This window comes from Allochromatium warmingii, from assembly GCF_900107145.1.
Taxonomy (GTDB): domain Bacteria; phylum Pseudomonadota; class Gammaproteobacteria; order Chromatiales; family Chromatiaceae; genus Thermochromatium; species Thermochromatium warmingii.
In genome coordinates this window covers 1-25689 of sequence record NZ_FNOW01000025.1, presented here as the reverse complement: position 1 = coordinate 25689, position 25689 = coordinate 1, and the positions used below count along the sequence as shown (strand labels likewise).

Annotated in this window: 26 protein-coding genes and 1 other RNA gene; 23 read left to right on the top strand and 4 right to left on the bottom strand. The window is 56.1% G+C overall.

Going from position 1 to position 25689, the window contains the following annotated elements:
* Positions 1 to 3: 3 nt before the first annotated feature.
* Positions 4 to 861 (bottom strand): NAD(+)--dinitrogen-reductase ADP-D-ribosyltransferase, encoded by an 858-nt coding sequence (locus tag BLW10_RS08770; protein ID WP_091333979.1) that lies wholly within the window; start codon positions 859 to 861, stop codon positions 4 to 6.
* 180 nt (positions 862 to 1041) lie between these two features.
* Between BLW10_RS08770 and nifH the strand changes: the two genes are divergently transcribed.
* The 18 genes from nifH (at position 1042) to minE (ending at position 17774) form a co-directional block, all read left to right on the top strand.
* Entirely contained in the window at positions 1042 to 1926 is an 885-nt protein-coding gene (gene nifH / locus BLW10_RS08765) for a nitrogenase iron protein (RefSeq protein ID WP_091333977.1), read from the top strand.
* 112 nt (positions 1927 to 2038) lie between these two features.
* The gene (gene nifD, locus BLW10_RS08760; protein ID WP_091333976.1) at positions 2039 to 3499 is read left to right on the top strand and encodes a nitrogenase molybdenum-iron protein alpha chain; all 1461 of its coding nucleotides are present in this window, start codon (positions 2039 to 2041) and stop codon (positions 3497 to 3499) included.
* A gap of 170 nt (positions 3500 to 3669) precedes the next feature.
* A complete protein-coding gene (gene nifK, locus BLW10_RS08755) occupies positions 3670 to 5241 on the top strand; it encodes a nitrogenase molybdenum-iron protein subunit beta (protein WP_091333974.1) in 1572 nt (523 codons plus the stop codon).
* A gap of 133 nt (positions 5242 to 5374) precedes the next feature.
* The gene (nifT, locus tag BLW10_RS08750; RefSeq protein WP_091333973.1) at positions 5375 to 5593 is read left to right on the top strand and encodes a putative nitrogen fixation protein NifT; all 219 of its coding nucleotides are present in this window, start codon (positions 5375 to 5377) and stop codon (positions 5591 to 5593) included.
* Positions 5594 to 5614: 21 nt separating this feature from the next.
* Positions 5615 to 5815, top strand: coding sequence for a 4Fe-4S binding protein (locus tag BLW10_RS08745; RefSeq protein ID WP_091333972.1), 201 nt, complete (start codon positions 5615 to 5617; stop codon positions 5813 to 5815).
* Between the two features lie 139 nt (positions 5816 to 5954).
* A complete protein-coding gene (locus tag BLW10_RS08740; RefSeq protein WP_091333970.1) occupies positions 5955 to 6662 on the top strand; it encodes a dinitrogenase iron-molybdenum cofactor biosynthesis protein in 708 nt (235 codons plus the stop codon).
* Positions 6659 to 6928, top strand: a complete 270-nt coding sequence (locus tag BLW10_RS08735) for a DUF6129 family protein (RefSeq protein ID WP_091333968.1) — start codon at positions 6659 to 6661, stop codon at positions 6926 to 6928. Before BLW10_RS08740 ends, BLW10_RS08735 begins: the two co-directional genes overlap by 4 nt.
* Positions 6921 to 7883, top strand: coding sequence for a hypothetical protein (locus tag BLW10_RS08730; RefSeq protein WP_091333967.1), 963 nt, complete (start codon positions 6921 to 6923; stop codon positions 7881 to 7883). Before BLW10_RS08735 ends, BLW10_RS08730 begins: the two co-directional genes overlap by 8 nt.
* A 182-nt stretch (positions 7884 to 8065) precedes the next feature.
* The gene (locus BLW10_RS08725; RefSeq protein WP_091333965.1) at positions 8066 to 11119 is read left to right on the top strand and encodes a PAS domain S-box protein; all 3054 of its coding nucleotides are present in this window, start codon (positions 8066 to 8068) and stop codon (positions 11117 to 11119) included.
* Between the two features lie 139 nt (positions 11120 to 11258).
* The gene (locus BLW10_RS08720) at positions 11259 to 12287 is read left to right on the top strand and encodes a quinone-dependent dihydroorotate dehydrogenase (protein WP_091333964.1); all 1029 of its coding nucleotides are present in this window, start codon (positions 11259 to 11261) and stop codon (positions 12285 to 12287) included.
* Positions 12288 to 12422: 135 nt separating this feature from the next.
* Positions 12423 to 12519, top strand: an RNA gene (ffs, locus tag BLW10_RS08715) — signal recognition particle sRNA small type.
* Between the two features lie 86 nt (positions 12520 to 12605).
* On the top strand, positions 12606 to 14231 hold the full coding sequence (dnaX, locus tag BLW10_RS08710; protein ID WP_091333962.1) for a DNA polymerase III subunit gamma/tau: 1626 nt from the start codon (positions 12606 to 12608) through the stop codon (positions 14229 to 14231).
* Between the two features lie 116 nt (positions 14232 to 14347).
* Positions 14348 to 14677 (top strand): YbaB/EbfC family nucleoid-associated protein, encoded by a 330-nt coding sequence (locus BLW10_RS08705; RefSeq protein ID WP_091333961.1) that lies wholly within the window; start codon positions 14348 to 14350, stop codon positions 14675 to 14677.
* 16 nt (positions 14678 to 14693) lie between these two features.
* Positions 14694 to 15293 carry a recombination mediator RecR gene (recR, locus tag BLW10_RS08700; protein ID WP_091333959.1) on the top strand — a complete coding sequence of 200 codons (600 nt, stop codon included), beginning with the start codon at positions 14694 to 14696 and terminating at the stop codon, positions 15291 to 15293.
* 48 nt (positions 15294 to 15341) lie between these two features.
* A complete protein-coding gene (locus BLW10_RS08695; protein WP_091333957.1) occupies positions 15342 to 15686 on the top strand; it encodes a histidine triad nucleotide-binding protein in 345 nt (114 codons plus the stop codon).
* Positions 15687 to 15832: 146 nt separating this feature from the next.
* A complete protein-coding gene (minC, locus tag BLW10_RS08690) occupies positions 15833 to 16624 on the top strand; it encodes a septum site-determining protein MinC (protein ID WP_091334016.1) in 792 nt (263 codons plus the stop codon).
* A gap of 61 nt (positions 16625 to 16685) precedes the next feature.
* On the top strand, positions 16686 to 17495 hold the full coding sequence (gene minD, locus BLW10_RS08685; RefSeq protein WP_091334014.1) for a septum site-determining protein MinD: 810 nt from the start codon (positions 16686 to 16688) through the stop codon (positions 17493 to 17495).
* Positions 17496 to 17498: 3 nt separating this feature from the next.
* Positions 17499 to 17774 (top strand): cell division topological specificity factor MinE, encoded by a 276-nt coding sequence (gene minE / locus BLW10_RS08680; protein ID WP_091333956.1) that lies wholly within the window; start codon positions 17499 to 17501, stop codon positions 17772 to 17774.
* A gap of 41 nt (positions 17775 to 17815) precedes the next feature.
* On the opposite strand, the gene dapE is transcribed toward minE, so the two are convergent.
* The 3 genes from dapE to dapC form a co-directional block, all read right to left on the bottom strand.
* Entirely contained in the window at positions 17816 to 18943 is a 1128-nt protein-coding gene (gene dapE, locus BLW10_RS08675) for a succinyl-diaminopimelate desuccinylase (protein ID WP_091333954.1), read from the bottom strand.
* A 150-nt stretch (positions 18944 to 19093) separates the two neighbouring features.
* Positions 19094 to 19915 (bottom strand): 2,3,4,5-tetrahydropyridine-2,6-dicarboxylate N-succinyltransferase, encoded by an 822-nt coding sequence (gene dapD, locus BLW10_RS08670; protein ID WP_091333953.1) that lies wholly within the window; start codon positions 19913 to 19915, stop codon positions 19094 to 19096.
* An 88-nt stretch (positions 19916 to 20003) separates the two neighbouring features.
* Positions 20004 to 21224, bottom strand: coding sequence for a succinyldiaminopimelate transaminase (dapC, locus tag BLW10_RS08665; protein WP_091333950.1), 1221 nt, complete (start codon positions 21222 to 21224; stop codon positions 20004 to 20006).
* 219 nt (positions 21225 to 21443) lie between these two features.
* Here dapC and BLW10_RS08660 point away from each other — a divergent pair, with 219 nt between their 5' ends.
* The 5 genes from BLW10_RS08660 to BLW10_RS08640 are packed head-to-tail and all read left to right on the top strand — an operon-like array spanning position 21444 to position 25663.
* A complete protein-coding gene (locus tag BLW10_RS08660) occupies positions 21444 to 23120 on the top strand; it encodes a TM1802 family CRISPR-associated protein (RefSeq protein ID WP_091333949.1) in 1677 nt (558 codons plus the stop codon).
* On the top strand, positions 23117 to 23566 hold the full coding sequence (locus tag BLW10_RS08655) for a DUF29 domain-containing protein (protein WP_091333947.1): 450 nt from the start codon (positions 23117 to 23119) through the stop codon (positions 23564 to 23566). The genes BLW10_RS08660 and BLW10_RS08655 overlap by 4 nt, the downstream gene beginning before the upstream one ends.
* A gap of 39 nt (positions 23567 to 23605) precedes the next feature.
* The gene (cas7b, locus tag BLW10_RS08650; RefSeq protein WP_091333945.1) at positions 23606 to 24592 is read left to right on the top strand and encodes a type I-B CRISPR-associated protein Cas7/Csh2; all 987 of its coding nucleotides are present in this window, start codon (positions 23606 to 23608) and stop codon (positions 24590 to 24592) included.
* Between the two features lie 2 nt (positions 24593 to 24594).
* On the top strand, positions 24595 to 25311 hold the full coding sequence (gene cas5b / locus BLW10_RS08645; RefSeq protein WP_091333942.1) for a type I-B CRISPR-associated protein Cas5b: 717 nt from the start codon (positions 24595 to 24597) through the stop codon (positions 25309 to 25311).
* A complete protein-coding gene (locus tag BLW10_RS08640; protein WP_091333941.1) occupies positions 25280 to 25663 on the top strand; it encodes a CRISPR-associated endonuclease Cas3'' in 384 nt (127 codons plus the stop codon). The genes cas5b and BLW10_RS08640 overlap by 32 nt, the downstream gene beginning before the upstream one ends.
* Positions 25664 to 25689: the final 26 nt, after the last annotated feature.

The window sequence follows — 25689 nt, the reverse complement described above, 5'->3', positions numbered from 1 at the left end:
CATTCACAACGTACTCATCCGCACCTCATACACCCCGCCGATGACAACATATTCATCTTCACCCCGTAGCAATCCGGGTAAAAGCTGGTTATAAAAAAACACTTTCGCCAGCGGCACGGCGACTTCGAGAATGTAATCACCAAATTCATCAGCGCGTTCGCGCTCACGGGTAAAACTATTGAGATTATTCAACAGCACCCGATAGCGCGAGCGGTCGGCACGTTCGAGAATTTCATGCTCATCAATGCGGTTAATTCCGCGATATAGCGACACATGCGTTTGCTCCGGCTGGGTGCGGACTAATTCATATTGACAATAGGCGTAGAGCAAATCGAGCTGCGATTCAAGTGCATTGGTCGCATACAGCCCACGTGAACCTTCATATAAATAGCGTTGATAGCCATCGCTGTGGCGATCCAGCAGCGAACCGGCATGATGCCGCGCCAGCAATCCAAAACGGCTCTCAACCCAGCGTTTCAGCACCGCGCCCTCACGTCCATCCGAATCGAACGACCAACCGCGCACCAACCGCCGATAGTTCGCCTTGATCCGCGCCGGTTTAGTCCCGTTCGGCATCGATCCGGCTTCCTCCGGCTCGTCGAGCAGAAATCGCACCGTCATGTAATCCATAAAGCGTTGCGCCCGATCCAGCGGCTCAGGCAGGCCGTCGAGCATCTGAAATAACCCGGCGTGCAGATCGCGGATGCCATCGATCTCCAGCGCCACCGGATGACGCTGAAAACTCAAGCTGCCCAAAATCACCGCCGGCAGATTGCAGCGATTGATCGGCTGACGGGCGCTTGCTGGCAGCGTCGGCGGTGGCGGCACGGCCGCATGTCGGGTTTGTCTGTCGTTCTCCATACAGACCCTAAAGCTTTGTCGCGGATGCGACTATCACCCGGACGGCAATTCGCATCAAAAAAGTTGAAGCAAATCAGATTGATACAAGCAAAAATCGCGTTGGCATGGTGTCTGCTAGAGAGCTGGCGAGTGAGTTGTTCATTCGATCCCCAGCCACAGCGAACCAACAGGAGCATCCCCATGGCAATGCGTCAATGCGCAATCTACGGTAAAGGCGGAATCGGCAAGTCTACCACCACGCAGAATCTGGTGGCCGGTCTGGCCGAACAGGGTAAGAAAGTCATGATCGTCGGCTGTGACCCGAAGGCTGACTCCACCCGCCTGATCCTGCACTCCAAAGCACAGAATACCATCATGGAGATGGCCGCCGAAGCTGGTTCGGTGGAAGACCTCGAACTGGAAGATGTGCTCAAAGTCGGGTACGGCAACATCAAGTGTGTTGAGTCCGGCGGCCCCGAGCCGGGTGTTGGCTGCGCTGGTCGCGGCGTTATCACCGCCATCAACTTCTTAGAAGAAGAAGGCGCTTACGAGGCTGATCTGGACTTCGTGTTCTATGACGTATTGGGCGACGTGGTGTGCGGCGGCTTTGCTATGCCGATCCGCGAAAACAAAGCCCAAGAAATCTACATCGTTTGCTCCGGCGAAATGATGGCCATGTTTGCTGCCAATAACATCGCCAAAGGCATCGTGAAATACGCCAGCTCCGGCGGCGTGCGTCTGGCTGGTTTGATTTGCAACAGCCGTAATACCGCCCGTGAAGACGAGCTGATTATGGAATTGGCGCGTCAGCTTGGCACCCAGATGATTCATTTCGTCCCGCGTGACAATGTTGTGCAACGCGCTGAAATTCGCCGCATGACGGTGATCGAATACGACCCGAAATGCAAGCAAGCCGATGAATATCGCACGCTGGCGCAAAAGATCATCGATAACAAGATGTTCGTGGTGCCGACGCCGATCTCAATGGATGCGCTTGAAGATCTGCTGATGGAATTCGGCCTCATGGATGGCGAAGACGAAAGCATCATCGGCAAAACCGCTGCTGAAGAAGCTGCTACCGCTTAATTCCAGTACAGGCCGTCGGGTACGCCGTGCGTACCTGAAACAGCGTAATTGATTACACGATTGACTTTCAAGCCGGGCGTCCGCGAATTGGCGGCACGGCGGGAGAACCCCAATGGCGACATTGACTCGTGATGAAGCGCAAGCACTCATTCAAGAAGTGCTTGAAGCCTATCCAGACAAAGCAAAGAAAGATCGCGCCAAACATTTGGCCGTCAATGATCCTTCGGTCGAGCAATCGAAAAAGTGCATCATCTCCAACCGCAAATCCCAGCCGGGTGTAATGACCATTCGTGGTTGCGCCTATGCCGGTTCAAAGGGCGTAGTGTGGGGGCCGATTAAAGACATGGTGCATATCTCACATGGGCCAGTTGGATGCGGTGCCTATTCGCGTGCTGGACGGCGGAATTATTACGTCGGACATACGGGCGTAAATGTCTTTGGCACGATGAATTTCACCTCCGACTTTCAGGAGAAAGACATCGTGTTCGGCGGTGATAAAAAGCTCGAAAAGCTCATCGACGAAATCAATACGCTGTTTCCGCTGGTTAAAGGCATCAGCGTACAATCTGAGTGCCCGATTGGTTTGATCGGCGACGATATTGAAGCCGTCTCAAAAAAGAAAGGCAAAGAACTCAATAAGCCAATCGTACCAGTGCGCTGCGAAGGGTTTCGTGGTGTCTCGCAATCGCTCGGCCACCATATTGCGAATGACGCCATTCGTGATTGGGTCATCGGTAACCGCGATGGCGACACTACATTTGAAGCTGGCCCGTATGATGTCGCTGTAATCGGTGACTATAACATTGGCGGTGATGCGTGGGCCTCGCGCATTTTGCTTGAAGAAATGGGCTTGCGCGTGGTGGCACAATGGTCAGGTGATGGCACCCTGTCAGAAATGGAGCTGACCCCAAAAGTCAAGCTCAATTTGATTCACTGCTATCGCTCGATGAATTACATCAGCCGCTTCATGGAAGAAAAGTACGGGATTCCGTGGATGGAATATAACTTCTTTGGCCCGACCAAGATCGCCGAATCGCTGCGCAAAATCGCTGCATTCTTCGATGAGACGATTCAGGCTAATGCCGAACAAGTCATCGCGAAATACCAAGCCGAATATGAGGCCATCATTGCCAAATACCGTCCGCGTCTGGAAGGTAAAAAGGTCATGCTCTATGTCGGCGGTCTGCGTCCGCGTCATGTTGTTGGCGCGTATGAAGATTTAGGCATGGAAGTAGTCGGCACTGGGTATGAATTTGCCCACAATGACGACTATGATCGCACCATGAAAGAAATGGGCGAAGCGACCTTGCTCTATGACGACGTGACCGGCTACGAATTTGAGGAATTCGTTAAAAAGGTCAAGCCCGACCTGATTGGCTCTGGTATCAAGGAAAAATACATCTTCCAAAAGATGGGCGTTCCATTCCGCCAGATGCACTCTTGGGATTATTCCGGCCCATATCATGGCTATGATGGCTTTGCCATCTTCGCCCGCGATATGGACATGACCGTGAATAATCCTTGCTGGAGCCAATTACAGGCACCCTGGTTAAAGTCAGCCGCGAGCGCCTAATTCGGGAATTTAAACCGCAAAGACGCGAAGCGCACAAAGCTAGATTGTGAAAAACAATTTAAAAAAACTTTGCGTTCTTTGCGTCTTTGCGATTCAAAAAAACACTGATTTCCAGAATTCCTAACCTGATGTCGTTGTCCGCCAATTAGCGGCGCGGCCGGAGCATCCCCATGAGCCAGACCGTCGAAAAGATCAAGCCTTGCTACCCGCTGTTCTGTGATGCGGATTATGTCGAAAACCTCGCCAAGAAGCGCGAATTGGTCGAGGAAGTCCCCGCACTCGATAAAATCGAGGAAACCTTTGCGTGGACGACGACCAAAGAATATCAGGAGCTGAATTTTAAGCGTGAGGCCTTGACCATCAATCCGGCCAAAGCCTGCCAGCCACTCGGTGCGGTGTTGTGCGCACTTGGCTTTGAAAAAACCCTGCCCTACGTGCATGGTTCACAGGGCTGTGTAGCCTATTTCCGCACCTATTTTAATCGTCATTTTAAAGAGCCGGTGGCCTGTGTTTCCGACTCAATGACCGAAGATGCAGCGGTATTCGGCGGTCAGAAAAATATGTTTGATGGTCTCGAAAATGCAAAAGCACTCTATAAGCCGGAGTGTATTGCCGTTTCGACGACCTGTATGGCGGAAGTCATCGGCGATGATTTAAATGCCTTTATCGGCAATGCTAAAAAAGAAGGGCATATTCCGCCGGAATTTCCGACCCCCTTTGCCCATACTCCGAGCTTTGTCGGCAGTCATACCACCGGCTGGGATAATATGTTTGAGGGCATTCAGCGGTATTTCACGCTGAATCAGATGGAGGACAAGGTTGTCGGCTCCAATGGCAAGATTAACATTGTGCCCGGATTTGAAACCTATCTGGGTAATTATCGCGTCATGCACCGCATGATGCAGGAAATGGGCGTCGGTTATAGCCTGCTGTGCGATCCAACTGAGGTGCTGGATACGCCGGCGGATGGCGAATTCCGCATGTATGCCGGTGGCACGCCGCTTGCGGAAATGAAAGACGCACCCAATGCCATTGATACACTGCTGCTTCAGCCGTGGCAGTTGCCCAAAACCAAGAAATTCGCTGAAATTACTTGGAAGCATCCGGTCAATCACGTCAATATTCCAATGGGCTTGGAATGGACGGATGAGTTTTTAATGACGGTTTCGCGCCTGACTGGTAAAGAAATTCCAGCATCTCTGACCAAAGAGCGCGGGCGCTTGGTCGATATGATGACCGATAGCCATACCTGGTTACATGGTAAGAAATTCGCGCTCTATGGTGATGCGGATTTTGTGCTGGGTCTGACAAAGTTCTTGCTCGAATTGGGCGCGGAACCGACGCATATTCTGTGCAATCACGCGAATAAGCGTTGGAAAAAAGAAGTTGAAAAAGTGCTGGCCAGTTCGCCCTATGGTGCCGGTGGGACGGTGTATATCGGCGCAGATTTATGGCACCTGCGTTCGCTGTGCTTTACCGATAAGCCGGATTTCCTGATTGGCAACAGCTACGGCAAGTTTATTCAGCGCGATACGCTGCATAAGGGTAAAGCCTTTGAGGTGCCGTTGATTCGTCTCGGTTTCCCGATTTTCGACCGTCATCATTTGCATCGTATGACCACTTTGGGATATGAGGGTGCAATGTATATGCTGACGACGCTGGTGAATGCAGTGCTGGAGCGTCTCGACGAAGAGACCCGCGAAATGGGCGTGACTGACTTCAATTACGATCTGGTACGCTGAGTCGGAATTTAAGTTTGTAACCGCAAAGGCGCAAAGCACACTAAGATTATTTATAATTTTTTAAAAATCCTTTGCGTGCTTTGCGTCCTTTGCGGTTCAAAAAAACCCGCACTACAGACCAAGCGAGATTCCGATGCCCAACGTGATGATTCGCAAAAACGACGCCGGAGACTTACTCTTCTACGTCGCGAAAAAAGATATGGAGGAGACGATCTCCTCTGTAGAAACTGATACACCGGAAACTTGGGGCGGTGAGGTGGTATTAACCGATGGTTCGCGCTGGTATATCGATCCCATTAGCCCACCGCCCAGTTTTCCAACAACATTGCGCTTTAAGCGCGGTGATGAATGAACCCAATACAGGAGATAACTCATGGCGCTGAAAATCGTTAAAGATCTCTGCACTGCGTGCGGTGATTGTGAGCCGGTATGCCCGACGATGTCGATTACGCCTTTTAAGGGCGTTTATAAGATCGACGCCAATACGTGCAGTGAATGCGAAGGCGACGGTGAACCCGGCACGCCGCAGTGCATGGAAGCCTGCATGGAAGACGGCTGTATCGTTCCGGCTTGAATGATTTGAATTGTTTCAAACCGCAAAGGCGCAAAGAATACAAAGTTTTTTAATATTTAATTTTAATATTTTTCTTTGTGCTCTTTGCGCCTTTGCGGTTCAACGCAACTAAACTCACGCCACGCGGCAGGAGATTCAAATGGCTACCACCACGCTGACCGAAGATATGGCACTGCGCATCGGCTTGGCAGCACGCACGTTGCCCGATACCGATCCGGCGCGTCTGCTGCGGGTGTTGGCCGATCTTGTGGGGTTGCCGCCGAGTGCCGAGCGGCTCGCCGCTGTGCGTGTGAAGGATTTAAAGCAGGCCGGAGATGGCGAATTGGCGCATCTCGATCAGGCGGAACTCAAAGCCGCGTTGGCGATTTTGCAGGGCGCGGGCCTCGATTCCGCCGAACCGCCGCCCGCTGTCGAACCCTATGCCGACGGCGATATGCCCGATTCAATCCGCGTCGCCTGTGCATCGGATCATGGCGAAGACCTCGATGGCCATTTTGGGGCCGCTCGGCGGTTTTTGATTTATCAGGTTTCAGCAACTGATCTGCGCTTGATCGATGTGCGCTCGGTCGATGAATCCCAAGCCGGTGATGACCGCAATGCCTATCGCGCCAGCTTGATTGCCGATTGTCAGGTGCTCTATGTCGCGTCCATCGGCGGCCCAGCAGCGGCAAAAGTGGTCAAGCGCGATATTCACCCGATCAAAGATGCCGCTGGCGGCCCGATCCGCGAGCGGTTGCAGGCGCTGCAAGGCGTGCTCGCCGGTCATGCGCCACCCTGGTTAGCCAAAGTGATGGGCCATGCACCGGAGGCGCGGGTGCGCTTTGAGCGCGACGAGGCCGAGGCATGATCGAAGCGATCCAGATCGAGCAGATTGCCGCCATCGTTCGCCGCGCTGGTCTGAATGCGCCGATGTTGGCCGCACTGCGCGAGCAGTTTAGCCCACTGCATTTTAGTACCTGCTTAGACGACGAACTCGGCGCAGATGAGCCGTTTTTAACTGATGAACACTTTAATCTGTATCTCGTCGATGGCCGCGCCCACTGCCTGACCCTGACCGGCGATCTCGCGTGCGCAACCGGCGTGCTCTTAGCTGAGGTCAGCGCCCATGCTTGACGATGCGCCCACGCAAATGCTCATTCCCGAAGCAACAGCCAGCGTGCGGCTGGCGCAGCTTTGTCAGGAACTGCCCGCCGGTGCCGATCTGGAAATGCTGCTTGCCGCGATTCAGGCCGCCTTGCCCGAACTAGAATTGCGTCAGGTGCTGACGCGCTCCGGTTGGCATCGACTCGGCGGCGTGGTCGATCTCGATGGCCAGCGCATCGCGCACCATCTGGCCGATTGGGCGGAGGCGGAATCCGGTGGCGATGTTGACGAATTGTTATTTAAGCTCGCCGATGTCCAATATTTCGCTACGCGCTTCAATGGGCGCACACATTATCTGGTGGCACCGACCGGCCCATTGGCGCGGGATTTTGTGCAAATCGAAATCGAAGAACTGCAAGAAGTCTTAGATCGCACTTTGACCGATCCCGATTGGTTCCCCGAGACGCTGGCCGAATTTGTCGATCCGTTTGAGTTTCCGCGTCTCCAGCCCGATCCGATTGGTGCGCCGCGCTTTGTGTTTCGGCGGCTGACGCCAATTGCCGAGTTCATGGACTCGCCCGACGCCGGACGGACATTAAAACGCTTTTTGGCCGACTGGGATCGCAGTTCAGCAGCCGAATCTGAGTCATTTTGTCATCAATGGGTGTTAGCGATCCGCGAATATCTGGATCGTGACGGCGAGGGGCGCTTGAGCGCCAAGCCGGTATCCGCACTCACGGGGCGCATTCCGACGCTGCCAGATGGTGCAGTCGCTCGCGGGGCCAAACTTGCCAATCAGATTCACGGTTTTGACCGCGAGGCCGGTTATCCCTTCGCTTGGTATTTCCACATGCTCACCAGTCGGGCGGTCTCACATAAATTAGCTGAGGCGGTGCATTCGGATCTGATGGGTGCGTATGATTATTTGCCCGCCCGTGATCTGAAAATTCTGCGCGATTGGTACCGCGAACCCTACGGACTGTGATCGGGTTGCGACCTCGCTAAATTGCGTTCCGCGCCGGTCTATAGCAGTATGCGCATCCGTGCGCATCGCTGGACATTGACACATATTGACGGATTACGTGAGTGATTTCCGTCATAGCTTTCAGAAGTCTCTGCTCGGACAATCGCGCACCGCGATCCGACCTCAACCGGCGAGACTTTAGGATGGATAGAGCCAAAACCCCCGAGGAGCACTCCCCACCCGCCTCGGGCCATAGCGCACCGCCCGATATCCGCGAAGCGTTGCGCGAACGCGATGAACTCTATCGTCTGATCTTCAATCAGGCCGGTGATGCCATTGAACTGGTCGATGCCGAAACCCTCCACTTTATCGAAGTCAACGATACCGCTTGCCGTCTGCTCGGCTATACCCGCGAGGAATTAGTTGGCCGCTCGTTGATGGAGATTCAGGTTGACCTAGACGAAACAACCATTCGCGCTAATTTACAGGGCTGGGTTAAAAAGCATGGGCGCGTTCGCATTGACAACCGCCACCGCTGCAAAGATGGGCGGATTCTCGATGTGCAGGTTGGCATTCAACTCGCCCAGCTCGATGGTCGTCCGTGCTTTGTCGCCGTTTGGCACGATACGAGCGTTGAAAAAACCGCACAACTGGCGCTTATCAATGAAGCCGAATGGCGACGGGCGCTGATTGAGCATTCCCGCGATGGTGTGGCAATTTTCAACGCTGAACATCGGCTGATTGAAGCCAACGCCCGCTTTGCCGAACTGCTCGGCTATAGCCACACGGAATTACTGACGCTGCATTCGTGGGATGTTGATGCCGACTTAACCGAAGCCGACATCTGCGCTGGCTTTGCCGATCCGCTCTCGGTCAATCAACTCATTCTCACGCGCCACCGTCGCAAAGACGGCAGTCTCTATGACGCTGAAGTCAGCATTCAGGGCGCACAGATCAACGGACGCAACGTTTTTATCAGCACTACGCGCGATGTCAGCGAGCGCAAACGTGCCGCCCGCGCCCTGCGCGAGAGTGAAGAACGCTATCGCAGTTTAGTCGAAGGCTCGCCAGATATCGTTTATTCGTTTTCGGATAAACGCGGCGGGCTGTTTTGGTCAATTCAGGTTGAAGTCGTGTTCGGCTATCGGCTCGCCGACTTGCAAGCCGATCCCTTTTTGTGGTCGCGTTTGATTCATCCTGACGATCAACCACGCATTCAAACTGCACTGCGGGCGTTTGAGCAGGGCACGCCCTTTGATCTCGAATATCGCATCCGCACGCGCTCCGGTGCGTGGCGCTGGCTACGTGATCGGTCGATTCAGCGCCGCGTGCTCGATGATGAAGTCATTGTTGACGGGCTGGCCAGCGACATCACCGAACGTAAACAGACTGAACAGGCGCTGCTGGAAGCCAAGCTTGCCGCCGAAGCCGCGACCCTAGCCAAAAGTGATTTTCTGGCGCACATGAGCCACGAACTGCGCACGCCGCTCAATGCCGTGATTGGCTTAACTCAGGTATTAGAGCAGGCCGAACTGCCGCCGGAGCAGTGTGCGCTGGTGCAGCACATCCGGCTCGCTGGACATACGATGCTGCAAATCAGCAACGATATTCTCGATCTCGCCAAGATCGAGGCCAATCAGATCGCTATTGAAGTGCGCCCCTGTCAGTTAGCGACCGTGTTAAAGCGCATCGAAGCGATTCAGGGCGACGCCGCACGGGGCAAAGGTCTGACACTGGCGATTGTTCCGCCACCTGAGTTCGTCGGTCAGGTGCTCACCGATCCACTGCGGCTGGAGCAAATTTTGACCAATCTGGTCAGTAACGCGATCAAGTTCACCGAACAGGGGACGGTACGGCTGTGGATCGAGCCGCTCTCACTCACCGCAGAACACGCCTGTTTACTATTTGCCGTACAAGACAGCGGCATTGGCATTGCACCGGAGACGCAAGCGCATCTGTTCACCCCGTTTACGCAAGCTGATGCCAGCATTGCGCGGCGCTACGGCGGCACTGGGCTAGGGTTATCGATCAGCAAACGGCTAGTCGAACTGATGGGCGGCACGATTGGTGTTGAAAGCCATGCCGGTGAGGGCAGTTTATTTTGGTTTGAATTGACGCTGGCGCGAACCGCGCCCACCGCGCCCACTGAGATCGCCGAGACAGCAGCACCCACCGCGCCGGTACAGCGACCACGCGGCATGAGGCTCGGCGGTTTGCGCGTGTTGACGGTCGATGATAACCGGCTGAATCTCGATGTGGTCGCACAGTTATTGCGGTTGGAAGGCGCACATGCGACCACTGCACTCCACGGAGCTGAGGCGCTCGAACTGTTGCGCCGCGATGCGCACGCCTTCGATGTCGTGTTGATGGATGTGCAAATGCCGGTGCTCGATGGCCTGCGGGCGACACTGGCAATCCGGCACGAATTGGGTTTGCAGGATTTGCCGGTGATTGCGCTCAGTGCAGGCGTGCTCCGCGACGAACAGCAGCGCACCCGCGAAGCCGGTTGTAATGATTTTTTAGCTAAGCCAGTCGAGCTGGAAGCATTAGTGGCAATTCTGGAACGCTGGGCCGGTCAAGCAATCACGGCTCCAGCGTGTCCGCTCGCGTCGGCACAGATATCAGATTCGGCGACAGTTACAGCCGCGTTACTGCACATTCCGGGCATTGATCCCAATCGCTTGCAACAATTAACGCAGGGCGATTTGGGTCTCGCACGGCGCTTGCTGTGTCGTTTTTTAACGGACATTGGCGATCTACCACGCTTGATTGCAGCAGATTTATCCAACGGCGCACTGATGAGCGCAGCGGCGCGGCTGCACGGTTTGCGCGGCGCGGCAGCGAATCTCGGCGCATTGGAATTAGCCGAGCTTGCGGGCGTACTTGAAGCGGCACTCAAAGCGGAAAATGCCGTTGATCCGGCGCTGTTAACCGCGCATTCGACGCAACTTCGCGCCTGTTTTGAGCAATTACGCCAGACGCTGACCGCTTATTTAGGTGAGGCGTCCGTGCTATCGACCGTGCCGTCGCTGGCTGATAGCACCCAAGTAGACAGCGATAAGCTCCAGCAATTGCGGGCGGCATTGAGCGCCAATCGCCCGCAAGCGGCGCGGCGATTATTTACAGAATTAGAAGCGGAATTGCTGGCGGTGTATGGCGAGCAGACAACGCAGACGCTGGCAGTGGCATTAGAGGGATTGCAGTTTACCGAAGCGTTGGCGATGTTAGAGACGGTGCGGGATATTCGACAGGATTAACAGGATGATTCAAGATTGACAGGATTTTAATAACAAAAATTGCATATCAATCATCTTATTAAAAATCCTGTTCATCCTGAATGATCCTGTTAATCCTGTCTCAATTTTCCCCGCTCCCACCACAGGAATCACGCTTCTGATGCTGATGACCCCACCCTGGCCACTCACTCGCGCCCTTTTGTTCAAACTCGATCCCGAACGCGCCCACAACCTCACCCTCGGTCTGCTTGCCCGCTGGTCGGCGCTGTTCGATGGGCGACTGCCGCCACACGATAGCGCCCGCCGTCCGACGCTGGCGCGGGACGTGATGGGCTTGCGCTTTCCCAATCCCGTCGGTCTGGCCGCTGGGCTAGATAAACAGGGCGAAGCGGTTCCCGCTTGGCAAGCACTCGGCTTCGGGTTCGTCGAGGTCGGCACCGTCACCGCGCATCCGCAGCCCGGCAATCCGCGTCCGCGTCTGTTCCGCCTCACCGCCGATGATGCCCTCATCAACCGCATGGGTTTTAATAACGACGGCGCGGCGGCGATGGCGCGACGGCTCCAGCGGCTCCGCGCACGCGGTCTGCCTGAAATCCCGCTCGGCATCAATCTCGGCAAATCCAAAATTACACCGGCTGAACAGGCCGCTGCCGACTATCGCCACAGTTTTGAGCAATTAGGCGAGCTGGCCGATTATGTCGTCGTCAACATCTCCAGCCCGAACACCCCCGGCTTGCGCGATCTACAACGGGTCGATGAGGTCGTCCGCATTCTCGATGCCATTCAACAGCCCAATCAGCGCCTGAGTCGTCCGCGGCCACTGCTGGTCAAGTTAGCCCCCGATCTGGCTGAAGATGAGGCTATTGCGTGTGCGCAAGCGGCACTCGCCGCCGGAGCCAGCGGGCTGATTCTCACCAACACCACGATTTGTTTTGATGGTCTCATCAGCTCTACCGAGGGCCTGAGCGGTGGATTATCGGGTCGCCCGCTGCTGTCGCGCTCGACCGAACTGCTTGCGCAGGTGCGCTCGGCGGTCGGCCCCGCGCCCGTCATCATCGGCGTCGGTGGCATTCTCGATCCCGAGGGCGCACGCGCCAAGCTCGCCGCCGGTGCCGATCTGATCCAACTGTATACCGGCCTGATTTATCGCGGCCCGCGCCTGGTGCGCGAACTATTGCGGGCGCTTTGATCGCATACTCTGGCCCCATTGTTGAGCACCAATGGCAGTCAAGCGGCTGAGATTTGTGTTCCCCGTCGGTCTCTGCTACGCTTCGCGCTCACTTTGGCTGGCCGTCGGTCGCCGAGTGAGCGTCATGGTGGCCTGCATCGGTCCCCTCGCAACGTGAAACCGTGAACCCGGTCAGGCCCGGAAGGGAGCAGCCGCAGCGGTGGAATCGGGTGCCGGGGTGTGGCTGGTGTAGGTTGCCACCCAATCGTTGCCATCCGGCCTCTATTCCCCCCGCGATTCCGCGCCCGCTGTCCAAGTTCGGACTGATATAATCGCGCCATGTCTTATCAAGTACTTGCCCGTAAATGGCGTCCTCGGTCGTTCGACGATATGGTCGGGCAACAGCATGTCGTGCGTGCGTTATCTAACGCGCTCGACCGCGATCAACTCCATCACGCCTATCTGTTCACCGGCACCCGTGGCGTCGGCAAAACCACGCTGGCGCGGATTCTGTCGAAGGCACTCAACTGCGAACAGGGTATTAGCTCGCATCCGTGCGGGGTGTGTGCGGCGTGCCGCGAGATCGACAGCGGACGTTTTGTTGATCTGCTCGAAGTCGATGCCGCCTCGCGCACCAAAGTTGACCAAACCCGCGAGCTACTCGAAAACGTTCCTTACGCGCCAGCGCGGGCACGGTTTAAGGTGTACCTGATCGACGAGGTACACATGTTTTCGGGGCATAGTTTTAACGCGCTGCTCAAAACGCTCGAAGAGCCGCCGCCACATGTGAAATTTTTGTTGGCGACCACCGATCCGCAAAAAATTCCAGTTACGGTGCTCTCGCGGTGTTTGCAGCTCAATTTGCGCCGTTTATTGCCCGGCGAGATTGCCGACCGCCTGACCTATGTGTTGCAGCAAGAGGGGTTAGCATTCGAGCCGAATGCGCTGCCGCTGCTGGCGCGGGCCGCTGATGGCAGTTTGCGCGATGCGCTCAGTTTGCTCGATCAGGCAATTGCCTTCGGCGGTGGGCGCGTGATTGAAGCCGAAACCCGCGCCATGCTCGGCACGGTAAGCGGGGATTTGGCGCTGGATATTCTCGATGCGCTCGCGGCAGGTGATGGCGCGGCGGTGCTCGACGCAGTGGCGCGAGTGGCAGCGATGACACCTGATTTTGCCGAATTACTGCGCGAGTTGATCGGCTTGTTACATCAGCTGGCGCTGATCCAACAGGTGCCGACCACGCTCGCGGCAGATGATCCCGACCGCGCCCGATTGCTGGCACTGGCTACGCAGCTTGCGCCGGAAGATGTGCAACTGTTTTATCAGGTTGCGCTGACCGGACAGCAGGATTTACCGCTTGCGCCCGATCCACGCGGCGGACTGGAAATGGTGCTATTGCGGGCGCTGGCGTTTCGTCCGGCGACCGATGCCGCACTGCTCCGACGGGAATCGGCGGCGGTTTTAACCTCAGCTTCCGCATCGCCCGCGCACGCGCCAGCAGCGGTAGTAGTTACATCAGCACCAGTGACGCGCACGCCGACCCCATCGGAACCTGCCGCCGGCCCGATGAAGCTCGACAATGCCGATGACTGGCGGCAACTGGTCGGGCGCTTGTCGTCCCTCGGCGGCCTTGCTAATCAGTTAGCGACTAACTGCGCTTTTCGCGAGTTCAGTGCCGGACGTTTGCGGCTCGATCTTGACCCATCGACCGCCGGGCTACGCACCAATATGACCTTGAATCGGCTCAAGAGCGGCATTGAACAGGCGCTCGGGCAGACCATTGAGCTAGAGATCAAGATTGCGCATCCCGAACAGGAAACCATCGCGCAACGCCAAACCCGCGAAGCCGTCGTTCGTCAGCATACGGCTGTTGAACAGCTCGAAGCCGATTCAGTCGCCCGCGCTCTGCGCGAGACGTTTGAGGCGGATTGGGCACCGGGGAGCATTCGTCCGCTCGGTGACTAAAACATAAAACACAGCCGATCCAATTTTTAGGCAGGATTCGCTCACCGATTTGATCGGTCGCATCCAAGCGCCAGCAGCAGCGGGCGCGTATCATCACTCTTGAGGTAGCACAAGTTATGAAGGCACCTGGTCTAGGTGGTCTGCTCAAGCAGGCGCAGAAGATGCAAGAAGACATGCAGCAGGCGCAGGCGCGTCTGGCGCAAGAAGAAACCATCGGCGAGGCCGGCGGCGGTCTGGTCAAGGTCACGCTCACTGGCCAGCATCAGGCCAAGCGCGTTGAGATCGACCCATCGCTGATGAGCGATGATAAAGAGATGCTCGAAGACCTGATTACCGCCGCGATCAATGCCGCCAGTCAGCGCATCGCCGAAAAAGCCAAAGAGACCATGAGCGAGCTGACCGCCGGAATGCCGCTGCCGCCGGGCATGAAGCTGCCCTGGTCATAACCCAAACGGGTGGCGCGTGGGCGAGCGGTCGCTGCTGAATCAATTGATCGACGCCCTACGCTGCTTGCCGGGCGTGGGGCCAAAATCAGCACGCCGCATCGCTTTTTATTTGCTAGAGCGTGACCGCGACGGCGGCGCACAGTTGGCGCGGGTGATGGCCGAAGCGATGGTTGCCATTCGGCGCTGTACCCGCTGCCGTACCCTGACTGAACACGACCTTTGCGCCCTCTGCGCTAATCCACAGCGCGATGCGGCGCTGTTGTGCATTGTCGAGCAGCCCTCGGAAGTGGTCGCACTCGAACAGGCGACAGATTATCGTGGCCAGTATTTTGTGCTCGGTGGGCGACTCTCGCCGCTCGATGGCATCGGCCCGGATGAACTCGGCTTGAACATGCTGGAAACTCGCCTGCGTGATGAAGCCATCACCGAGATCATTTTGGCCATTAGCCCGACGGTTGAAGGCCGCGCCACCGCGCAGTTGATTACCGAACGTGCAGCGCGGTACGGCATCCGCGTGACTCGCATTGCACAGGGTGTACCGTTGGGTGGCGAACTCGAATATCTCGACAGCGGCACGCTGGCGCTGGCCTTCGCCGGGCGGCGGGATGTTGTGTAACAGCGGCCAGCTACCAGCCCATACTTTAAATTGAAGGAAACCCCATTCGTGTCCGACACCATTTTTGGCCAAATCGCCTCTGGTGAGATCGCCGTCGATCTCGTCTATCAAGATGAGGATGTGGTCGCGTTCCGTGACATCAGCCCGCAGGCACCGACACATCTGTTGGTGATTCCGCGCAAGCCGATTCCGACGCTCGATGCCGCTGGCCCCGAAGATGCTGAATTACTTGGAAAATTGCTGCTCGTAGCCGCACAGGTGGCGCGTGAGGCGGGCATTGCCGAGCGCGGCTATCGTACCGTGATTAACTGCAATGCCGAGGCCGGTCAGACCGTGTTCCATTTACATTTGCACGTCCTCGGCGGGCGGCCACTGCAATGGCCACCGGGTTAAGCGCCGCGCTCCGGCCATGTCAGGGTACGGGATAACGCGCCATGCGCGATCCTGCTCCCGCTGCTGTTCGGCTCGATGCGCCCGCCGCGCAGCGACTTGACGACCGCCGCAGACCACACTCACGCCTGTCGCGCACGCCCAACACCATGGCCGAAAAATCGACTGTTTCAGCACATACCGCTCAGAGTGCCGGTGCGTTCGAGCTTAAAACCAGCAGTTTTACACTGCCGGTGATTCGGCTCTTTGACGCTGATCTCGAAGCCCTCGCGTTGCGGCTGGGCGCTAAAGTGGAAAAAGCCCCCGATTTTTTCCGTCATACGCCGGTGGTCATCGACCTGAGCGAGCTGGTCAAACGCCAACTGACCATTGCACTTGCGCCGCTCATCGGACTGTTGCGTAGCTATGGCATGATTCCGGTTGGGGTGCGCGGTGGCACACGGGAACACGCAGCGGCGGCAGAAGCACTGGAATTAGCGGTCTTGCGCGACGCCCCAACGCGGCGCAACGCGGTCGCGTCCAGCACACCTGCGGAACCGAAAACTTCGGCTGCACCGCCAAAACCCATTGGGCCACTGACCATCGCCGATCATCCGCCGACGCAGCAATCGGATTCAGCGTTTATGCTGATTACCAAGCCGGTGCGCTCGGGGCAGCGGATTTATGCCGCAGGCGGTGATTTATCGATTGTTGCGCAAGTCAGCTCCGGGGCTGAATTAATGGCTGACGGGAATATTCATGTTTATGGCACCTTGCGCGGACGGGCACTGGCCGGAATGAGCGGCAATTTGGAAGCACGCATCTTTTGCCATGATCTTCAGGCTGAATTAATTTCCATCGCTGGCAATTATCGTGTCAGCGAAGGAATTCCAAGTGAATTGCGCCGAGTTCCGGTTCAGGTTTTTCTGGATCACAACATTCTGCGTATCGAAAAACTGTAATAACTTATGACTTTCCGCCGCGCCGTCAATCGGAGCGGAACCCCCACAGGAGGGTGTGACCTTGGCAAGAATCATCGTGATCACCTCGGGTAAAGGTGGGGTCGGTAAAACCACGACTGCTGCCGCCTTATCAATGGGGTTAGCGCAGCGCGGCAAACGAACCGTCGTCATCGATTTTGATGTCGGTCTGCGCAATCTGGATCTGATTATGGGGTGTGAAAGGCGCGTTGTGTATGATTTTATCAACGTGATTAACAACGAATCCACGCTCAATCAGGCGCTAATCCGCGATAAACGCTGCGATAGCCTCTATATTTTACCGGCGTCACAAACCCGCGATAAAGATGCGCTGCACAAAGATGGCGTTGAGCGCGTGCTGACGGAATTAGCCGATAATTATGATTTTATCGTCTGTGATTCACCGGCTGGTATTGAGCACGGCGCTTATATGGCGATGTATTTTGCCGATGATGCGATTGTTGTGACTAATCCCGAAGTCTCATCGGTGCGTGATTCGGATCGAATGCTAGGGATTTTATCCAGCCGTTCTAAACGCGCTGAAACCGGTCAAGAACCGGTTCGCGAATATTTACTCTTGACGCGCTATGATCCGCTCCGTGTGGCCAATGGCGCAATGCTGAGTGTCGATGATGTACAAGACATTCTGTCATTGCGGCTACTTGGTGTGATTCCCGAATCAAAAGCTGTGCTCAGTGCCTCCAATGCCGGGATTCCGGTCATTCTCGACCGCGAAAGCGATGCCGGTCAAGCCTATGGCGACATGGTAGCGCGTTATTTAGGCGATGATGTGCCACATCGTTTCCTGCATCCAGAGAAAAAGGGCCTATTTAGCCGCATCTTCAAGGGGTAAATCATGGGTCTGCTCGACTATTTTGCAACCACGCGCCCGCCCCAAAAAGTGGGTAATGCCAGTATCGCCAAAGAGCGTTTGCAGATTCTTGTGGCCCGTGATCGAATCGCTCGGGATAAGCCGTCGTATTTACCGCAGCTTGAACAAGAAATTCTTGCGGTAATCCGTAAATATGTCGAAGTAGACATGAATACGGTGTCGGTGAAATATGAGCTGGCTGAATCACATGAAGTATTGGAGCTGAATATTATTTTACCGGATTCAGCCGGGCCGCCGTGATAGCTGCCAGTTATCAGCCAGTAGGGTACGCAATGCGTACCCTACTGTAACAACTGCTCCATCATCCGCACATAAATCCGCTGTAACGCATCTAAATCAGCGACCGCGACGCATTCATCGACCTGATGAATTGTCGCGTTGAGCGGGCCGAGTTCAACCACTTGCGCACCAGTCGGCGCAATAAAACGCCCGTCTGACGTGCCGCCGCTGGTTGAGAGTTCGGTTTCAAGATCGCAGATGTCACGAATTGCTGTGCGAGCGGCTTCGACTAATTCCCCAACCGGCGTTAAAAAGGGCGAGCCAGATAAACGCCACGACAGTTCGTAATCAAAATCGCCCTGATCGAGAATCCCGCGCACGCGGCGCTTAATCGTATCGGGGTCGAGTTCAGTCGAAAAGCGCAGATTAAATTGCGCGTCTAATTGACCTGGAATGACATTTTCTGCGCCAGTGCCCATATTGAGATTAGCGATTTGAAAACTGGTCGGCGGAAAATAGGCATTACCGTGATCCCAGATTTCCGCACAGAGCGCCGCTAATGCAGCGGCAGCGGCATGAAATGGATTATTGGCCAAATGCGGATAGGCGACATGCCCCTGTTTGCCGTGAATAGTCAAAAAACCCGACAAACTGCCACGTCGCCCATTTTTGATGGCATCGCCAAGCCGTTCGCGGCTCGACGGCTCGCCGACTAGCGCGTAGTCGATCTGCTCGCCGCGCTGTTGGAGCCGTTCGATAACTTTCGCCGTTCCGTTGATTGCCGGGCCTTCCTCGTCGCTGGTAAGCAGCACGGCGAGCGATCCCCGATGGTCGGGATGAGCGCGAACAAAGGTTTCCAGCGCCGTCACCATCGCGGCAACGGATCCCTTCATATCCGCCGCGCCGCGCCCATAGAGCATACCGTCGCGGATCACTGGCTCAAAGGGGTCAGAGTCCCACAGATCGAGCGGGCCAGCCGGAACGACATCGGTGTGTCCGGCCAGACAGAGCAACGGCCCCTCGGTGCCGCGCCGCGCCCAGAGATTCGTGACCTCACCAAAAGGCATGGCTTCGACCGCAAAACCGAGCGCGGCCAGTCGGTTGCCAATCAGCTCCTGACAGCCGTGATCGTCGGGCGTGACCGACGGGCGAGCGATGAGTTCACAAGCCAATTCAAGCGTGGGCGACATGCACGAAGCCTCGTCGTTGCGAAGGTATTATTTGAACCGCAAAGGCGCAAAGGACACAAAGAAGAATTTTTAGTTTTTTATTTTTTAATTAAAAATCTTTGCGTTCTTTGCGCCTGTGCGGTTCAACATCAATCTAAAACAATTCCAGCGTTAAATATCACGTAGCAGTTCATTAATGCCAACTTTGCTGCGGGTTTTGGCATCAACCTGCTTAATAATCACCGCACAATACAGGCTGTGACTGCCATCTTTGGCCGGTAAATTCCCCGACACCACAACCGCTCCCGGTGGCACGCGCCCATAGCTGATTTCGCCAGTTTCACGGTTATAAATCTTGGTGCTTTGACCGATATACACACCCATTGAAATTACCGCGCCTTCACCGACAATCACGCCCTCAACAATTTCTGAGCGAGCGCCGATAAAACAATGATCTTCAATAATAGTCGGCGCGGCCTGCACCGGCTCTAATACACCGCCAATTCCAACGCCGCCCGACAGATGCACATTTTTCCCAATCTGCGCACAGGAACCGACTGTTGCCCAGGTATCAACCATCGTACCGGAATCAACATAGGCACCGATATTCACATAGGATGGCATTAAAACACAGCCCGATGCGATATAAGCACCACGCCGCGCCGTCGCGGGCGGTACCACACGCACTCCGCCATCACGAAATTCGCGTGAATTAGCATCCGCATATTTTGATGGCACCTTGTCATAATAATTGGTGAAACCGCCTTTCATAAAAGCGTTATCTTCAATCCGAAATGACAATAGCACCGCTTTTTTTACCCATTCATTGACGATCCATTCACCGTCATGCTTTTCAGCAACCCGCACTGTGCCCTGATCGAGGCGGGTGATGACATCCTGCACCGCATCGCGCACATGGGTTTCAACAGTACGCGGGGTAATCTCGGCACGGCGCTCGAAGGCTTCGAGAATAATATTGACTTGATCGGTCATGTCGCTTATTGCTGCTCTAGTGTGTGTGGTGAAAGAAGGAATGATTCGTACCAATGTTTTGAGTCATTCAGCGCCGCTGTATTGATATTTAGCGTTGATAACCGAGGCGTTCAATAAAAGCACGCATCCGTTTTGCGGCATCAACGCATTCATCTAGCGGCGCAACTAAGGCAATCCGCACGCGGTCAGCGCCGGGATCCTCGCCATTGATAGCACGCGAGAGAAAACGCCCCGGTAACACCGTGACATGCTCTTGCAAATACAGCTCGCGAGCAAAATCGGTGTCAGGAATTGGAGTGGCGAGCCACAGAAAAAAGCCGCCTGCTGGGATTTCAATCGGTAGCACATCGCTGAGAATGGCGCTCACGGCAGTGAATTTCTCACGATACAGCCGGCGATTTTCGCGGACATGCGCTTCATCACGCCAAGCAGCTAGGCTGGCATATTGCACCGGCAATGACATCGCGCAGCCGTGATAGGTTCGATAGGCGAGAAAATTGCGAATTAACGTGGCGTCACCGGCGACAAATCCCGAGCGCAAGCCCGGAGCATTTGAGCGTTTGGATAAGCTATGAAACATGATGCAGCGGGCAAAATCTGTCTTACCTAGTGCAGCAGCGGCTTGTAATAAGCCCGGTGGCGGGGCGCTGTCATCTTGATATAAATCGCCATAGCATTCATCAGACGCAATAACAAAATCATACTGTTCGGCGAGTTCAATTAAACGCATCAGCGTTGCTTGATCGAGCACTGCGCCGGTTGGATTACCGGGTGAGCAAATATAGAGTAATTGACAGCGTTCCCAAGTTGCAGCGTCTACGCGATTAAAATCAGGAATAAAACCATTTGCAGCATGACAGGCTAAATACTGCGGTTCGGCTCCAGCTAATACTGCCGCGCCTTCATAAATTTGATAGCAGGGATTTGGCATTAACACGAGCGGCGCGGGGCGGGTGCGATCTACAACCGCTTGTGCAATCGCAAACAACGCCTCACGCGTCCCATTGACCGGCAAAATCTGCTGCTCAGGATCAACAATCAGCGGTGCGCCATCAGCTGCTTGAAACCGCACCCGCAACCAGTCGGCAATCGCGGTGCGCAGTTCGGGCAGGCCGCGTGTGGTCGGGTAGACCGAGAGCCGATGCAGATGCGCCAGCAACGCTTCGGCAATCAAACTCGGCGTCGGGTGTTTCGGTTCGCCGATCTGCAACCCAATCGGGTCGCGCTCGCGGGGCGGGGTGATGCCCTGCGTGAGCGCGGCGAGCTTCTCGAAGGGATAGGATTGGAGGCGGCTCAGATCGGGATTCATGAAGTTCGCGCTTCGTGACACTTAACGCTGAAAGAAGCACGGTAGTATAGGGCAAGTAGGTGGCTTGGCTCTACGTGGATGGCTGGCGAAACACGTTTTTGAGGTGACTGACGCCTTACCTGTGCCGAACCTTGAGTCACAAGCTTGTGACATTGGCTTCGTGTTCTCAATGCTGATTTAATCGCAAACACTGAACACACACGGAGGCGTTGGATTCGCATGTTTCATCGTTTATACGAACTGGCACGTTGTTTACCTGAGCGTGCGAGCTGGGAGCGGCTCAACGAAGGAATGCCCGATCTCTATGATCGTGGCTTGGCACTGTGCTTCGGGCCGGCGGGTGAATGGTGCGGCGTGCGTACCTATCAGGGCAATCAGGGTGTGCTCTGTGCTAAGGCAGCGGAGTTTAGCCCCGAACAACGCGCTTGGCTCCATGCCTCTGGTGAGACCTTTCGCACGCATCAAGACACCATCTGGACTGAGGTCGAAACTGCGCGTCAGCAAGCCGGTATCGACGACAAGACCCATCGCGGCTATGTCTACTGGGCTGATGCGCAGATGCAGCCGGTGCATGGTTGGCCTGAAATGCGGGAGGCGCTGGTGCGTCAGGTCACGGAGTCTTTCGCCGACAAAGGTGGCGCACGCGATAGCGGCTGCTGTGCGGTGTGCGGACGCGACGCCGTGCGCGTCTATGGCAACTATGCGGTATTGGCCTGCTACAACTTGAATAATCGCGGCAGCATCGCCGGTGGTTTTCGCGCCAATGCCGCACATCGCAATTTTCCGGTCTGTGGCGAGTGTGCCCTGAGCATCGCTGAGACTTTCACCTTTGCCAATACGCATCTGGCCAGCAGTATGGCCGGTCAAACCTACCTTGTTTTGCCTTACAGCAACGCCGATGCGGTGCGCGAAGAATTGCGTATCCGGTTTAGTCAGCAACCGCAGCGTTACAGTCTGGGGAAGACGTGCGATCTGGTTGCCGATGAATTGGCGCTTACCGATGAATTTAGCGGATATGGCGATCAACTTGCGCTCGCGCTCATCTTTTACCGCGAGAAGAACGCCGCTTGGCGGGTACAGGCCGAGGTGCAGCATCTGTTGCCCAGCCGTCTGCACGAGCTGCACGCCGCCGCCCGCGCCATTGAACGCGCTGCCGATCTAATCGTCCTGAGCAAAACGGAAGAACAGCCGGTACGTATCAGTGCCCTGACGTTTAAGACCTTTGCGGGCGGTAATAACCATGCGAGTGAAGAAACCTTGCGCGATTGGCTGGCCGCGCTATTTGCTGGTGAGTCCATCGACCCGCGCCATTTTCTGCACGCGCTGGTTGTGCGGCTGATCGATACCGGTCAGCGCAATCCGACCCTATTGCACTGGATGACACGCCACGCTTGGGGGCTGTACCGCTATGCCCAACACGTTCATTTGATTCTTGCTGATTTCACGGAGGTATCTGCTGTCATGTCTGAGGTCATTCCCAACAGTCCTTATGGGCGCTATGTGTGTGAACACGCGAATTTTTTCCGGCGGCCTGAGCTGGTTGTTGCCTTTTTAACGGGCGTCTATGCCGCTCAAGTCACCTCGGTACAGCGTCAGGAACGCGGGGCCGATCCCTTCGCTAAGAAATTCGTTGGCCGCGTGCTCACCCGTCAGCATCTCCAGCGCCTCTATCGTGAAGGTCATGCCAAGCTCGCGCAGTACGGCAAACTGGGCTATGTGATCGCCGGATTGGATCCAGATTTAGCGAATGCGTGGGTTGTTTGCGGTGAGACTTGGGCGATCAGCGATGAGGAAGCTACCTTCGCTTTCACTATTGGTTACAGCCTAGCCTACCGGATCAAGCAGCTTGCCGACGCCAGTGAGATCGAGGACAACCTGGGAGACGACACACCATGACTGCGCCCGGTTACAACGAGGATTTCTTTCTCTGGACGCAACAGCAAGCCACCCTACTCCGGCAGGGACAATGGAACACACTCGATGCGGCGAATCTGGCCGAGGAAATCGAAAGCATGGGCAAGAGCGACCGCCGCTCCCTGACCAGCCATCTCGTCAATCTGTTGCTGCACCGGCTCAACTGGGATTACCAGCCTACGCGACGCGGCACAAGCTGGCGGCTGTCGATCCGCAATGCACGCCGCGAAATCGGGCTGATCCTCGACGATAGCCCGAGTCTGCGACGGCAGTTGCCCGACCTGATCGAAACCGCCTATGCCACCGCACGCCGCGACGCTGCCGAGGAAACTGGATTGCCGCTGACGACCTTTCCCGAACAGTGTCCGTTTACGGTCAAACAGTTGCTAGACGCCGCTGGGCCAGATCCGTTAGCGCCAACGCCATAACTGTTAGGCAACCTTATTAAGGATTAAGGAGCAACACGCATGACCACTATCACCAACCGCTACGAAATTCTCTTTCTCTACGAAGCTCGCGACTGCAATCCCAATGGCGACCCGCTCGACGAGAATCGCCCGCGCACCGATCCTGAAACCGGTGTGGCCACAGTCAGCGATGTGCGCATCAAGCGCACCGTGCGCGATTATCTGTTGAGTTTGGAACCAGATGTCGCCAAGCGTCTGGCTGCTGGACAAGAGATCTTGATCCGCGACACGCTCAAAGCGGATGGCCATTTAGCCGAGGGCAAGGATCGCGCCGAGCAGTTTCTTGATGCTGCCGCGAAAGGCAAGAAAGGTGAAGCCAAACGCCAAGCGTTAGAAGAAGCAGTGACACGCGGCTGCATTGATGCGCGGCTGTTCGGTGCTACGCTGCCGCTGGGCAAGGCCGAACCCTCGTTGCAACTCACTGGCCCGGTGCAATTCTCGGCTTTCAATCGCTCGCTGCATCGTGTCAGTCCCACGCTGGTACAGCAGACCGCTGCCTATGCGGGCAACGCGACGGCAAATCAAAAATCTTTTGCCGAACGCTGGCTGCTGCCCTATGCGCTGATCGCCGCTTATGGCGTGGCCAACGAGGTCGCCGCACGCAGCACCGGCCTGAGTGAAGCTGATCTGGAGCAGTTGTTTGCGGGCTTGTGGCAGGGCACGGCAGCACTCAACACGCATTCCAAGCTCGGGCATGAGCCGCTACTGCTGGTGGTGGCCGAATATCAGCCCGGTTATCGGCTCGGCGCACTGACGCAGCGGCTGGCGCTCGCCAATCAGCGCGTCGAGGACACCGCACTGCGCTCGACCCAAGATTTTGAACTGGACGTGACCGCCGTGCTCGATGCGTGGCGGGCCTATCCGCGTCTGCGCGGTCTGCGGATCATGCAGGACAGCCGTCTGCGCTGTCGGGTCGGTGAGCATGTGGCGGACTTTATGACGCTGGCTCAAGCGGCTGGGTTGAGCATTACGGCACTGGATCTATAGCCATGCGCACGCTGGTCTTTGATGTGGCCGGTGAGTATGGGCTGTTTAAAAAGCCGTACTCGCCGATGAGTCCGGTGAGCTATCCGCTGCCGCCACCGCCGGCGGTACTCGGAATGCTCGGTGCCTTGCTAGGAATCGATAAGGACGCCTATCACCAGTATTTCGGTTGGGAACGGGTACGGGTTGCGGTCGCACTCGGTGCGCCGGTGCGTACCTTTCGTGCGGCACTCAATCTGCTCCAAACGAAAGACGGCACCGATGGCTATTTTCGGCCGCGTGCTGGCCAGAATACGCATACCCAAGTGCCCTGTGTGTTTTTGCGTGAGCCGCGTTTTCGGCTGTTTGTCGCTGGTCTTGACAGTCGGGTAGCGGATGCACTGACCGAGGCATTACAGGCCGGACAGTCGCATTACACGGTGACGCTGGGATTAGCGAACTGTCTCGCCGATCTAACATGGGTTGGTGACGGCGAGCGGCAGACGTTGGCGGCGGGCGAATATGCGGTCAACACGGCTGTGGCGCTGGTGGATGGTGTGAGCGTTCACTATGAAGCGGGACGGCGTTATCAACGTCTGCGCCTTCCAGCCGTCATGGACGCCGAGCGCGTGGTGCATCGCTATCAAGAAATCGTACTGGCCGAAGATGGCGAACCGATTCGCGTCACCGTTCCTCACGGAGTGCTACAGCATGTCGGCAGTGATTGTGTGGCCTTTCTCTGAGTGTGAGGCGCATCCAGGCGATGCGCTCGCCGCCCATCTGGAGCGCGTGGCCGAACGCGCAGCATTAAGTATTGCCCCCGGTGCGCGTCCTGAAATTGCGGCCATCGCCTGTGTTGCCGGACTGTTTCACGATCTCGGCAAGGCGACGCCCTGGTTTCAGCATTATCTGCGCCAAAGCGGACGGCGCTCTGCCCTGACCCATCATGGCGAACTCAGCGCCCTGCTTGCGTGGTGGTATAGCGCCGAACTCGACTGGTCGCTGTGGATGCGGCTGGCGCTGTTTAGAGCCTATCCCAAAAGGTGGTATTCTAGGCGGAAGTTTCCTCGATCACAGGAGTCAGAACGACGATGAGCTTGGCGGTTAAAGATGATGGTTGG

Coding starts and splice junctions, on each gene's coding strand:
- BLW10_RS08770 (WP_091333979.1), bottom strand. CDS start 861: ATGGAGAACGACAGACAAACCCGACATGCGGCCGTGCCGCCACCGCCG.
- nifH (WP_091333977.1), top strand. CDS start 1,042: ATGGCAATGCGTCAATGCGCAATCTACGGTAAAGGCGGAATCGGCAAG.
- nifD (WP_091333976.1), top strand. CDS start 2,039: ATGGCGACATTGACTCGTGATGAAGCGCAAGCACTCATTCAAGAAGTG.
- nifK (WP_091333974.1), top strand. CDS start 3,670: ATGAGCCAGACCGTCGAAAAGATCAAGCCTTGCTACCCGCTGTTCTGT.
- nifT (WP_091333973.1), top strand. CDS start 5,375: ATGCCCAACGTGATGATTCGCAAAAACGACGCCGGAGACTTACTCTTC.
- BLW10_RS08745 (WP_091333972.1), top strand. CDS start 5,615: ATGGCGCTGAAAATCGTTAAAGATCTCTGCACTGCGTGCGGTGATTGT.
- BLW10_RS08740 (WP_091333970.1), top strand. CDS start 5,955: ATGGCTACCACCACGCTGACCGAAGATATGGCACTGCGCATCGGCTTG.
- BLW10_RS08735 (WP_091333968.1), top strand. CDS start 6,659: ATGATCGAAGCGATCCAGATCGAGCAGATTGCCGCCATCGTTCGCCGC.
- BLW10_RS08730 (WP_091333967.1), top strand. CDS start 6,921: ATGCTTGACGATGCGCCCACGCAAATGCTCATTCCCGAAGCAACAGCC.
- BLW10_RS08725 (WP_091333965.1), top strand. CDS start 8,066: ATGGATAGAGCCAAAACCCCCGAGGAGCACTCCCCACCCGCCTCGGGC.
- BLW10_RS08720 (WP_091333964.1), top strand. CDS start 11,259: ATGCTGATGACCCCACCCTGGCCACTCACTCGCGCCCTTTTGTTCAAA.
- dnaX (WP_091333962.1), top strand. CDS start 12,606: ATGTCTTATCAAGTACTTGCCCGTAAATGGCGTCCTCGGTCGTTCGAC.
- BLW10_RS08705 (WP_091333961.1), top strand. CDS start 14,348: ATGAAGGCACCTGGTCTAGGTGGTCTGCTCAAGCAGGCGCAGAAGATG.
- minC (WP_091334016.1), top strand. CDS start 15,833: ATGGCCGAAAAATCGACTGTTTCAGCACATACCGCTCAGAGTGCCGGT.
- minE (WP_091333956.1), top strand. CDS start 17,499: ATGGGTCTGCTCGACTATTTTGCAACCACGCGCCCGCCCCAAAAAGTG.
- dapE (WP_091333954.1), bottom strand. CDS start 18,943: ATGTCGCCCACGCTTGAATTGGCTTGTGAACTCATCGCTCGCCCGTCG.
- dapD (WP_091333953.1), bottom strand. CDS start 19,915: ATGACCGATCAAGTCAATATTATTCTCGAAGCCTTCGAGCGCCGTGCC.
- dapC (WP_091333950.1), bottom strand. CDS start 21,224: ATGAATCCCGATCTGAGCCGCCTCCAATCCTATCCCTTCGAGAAGCTC.
- BLW10_RS08660 (WP_091333949.1), top strand. CDS start 21,444: ATGTTTCATCGTTTATACGAACTGGCACGTTGTTTACCTGAGCGTGCG.
- BLW10_RS08655 (WP_091333947.1), top strand. CDS start 23,117: ATGACTGCGCCCGGTTACAACGAGGATTTCTTTCTCTGGACGCAACAG.
- cas7b (WP_091333945.1), top strand. CDS start 23,606: ATGACCACTATCACCAACCGCTACGAAATTCTCTTTCTCTACGAAGCT.
- cas5b (WP_091333942.1), top strand. CDS start 24,595: ATGCGCACGCTGGTCTTTGATGTGGCCGGTGAGTATGGGCTGTTTAAA.
- BLW10_RS08640 (WP_091333941.1), top strand. CDS start 25,280: ATGTCGGCAGTGATTGTGTGGCCTTTCTCTGAGTGTGAGGCGCATCCA.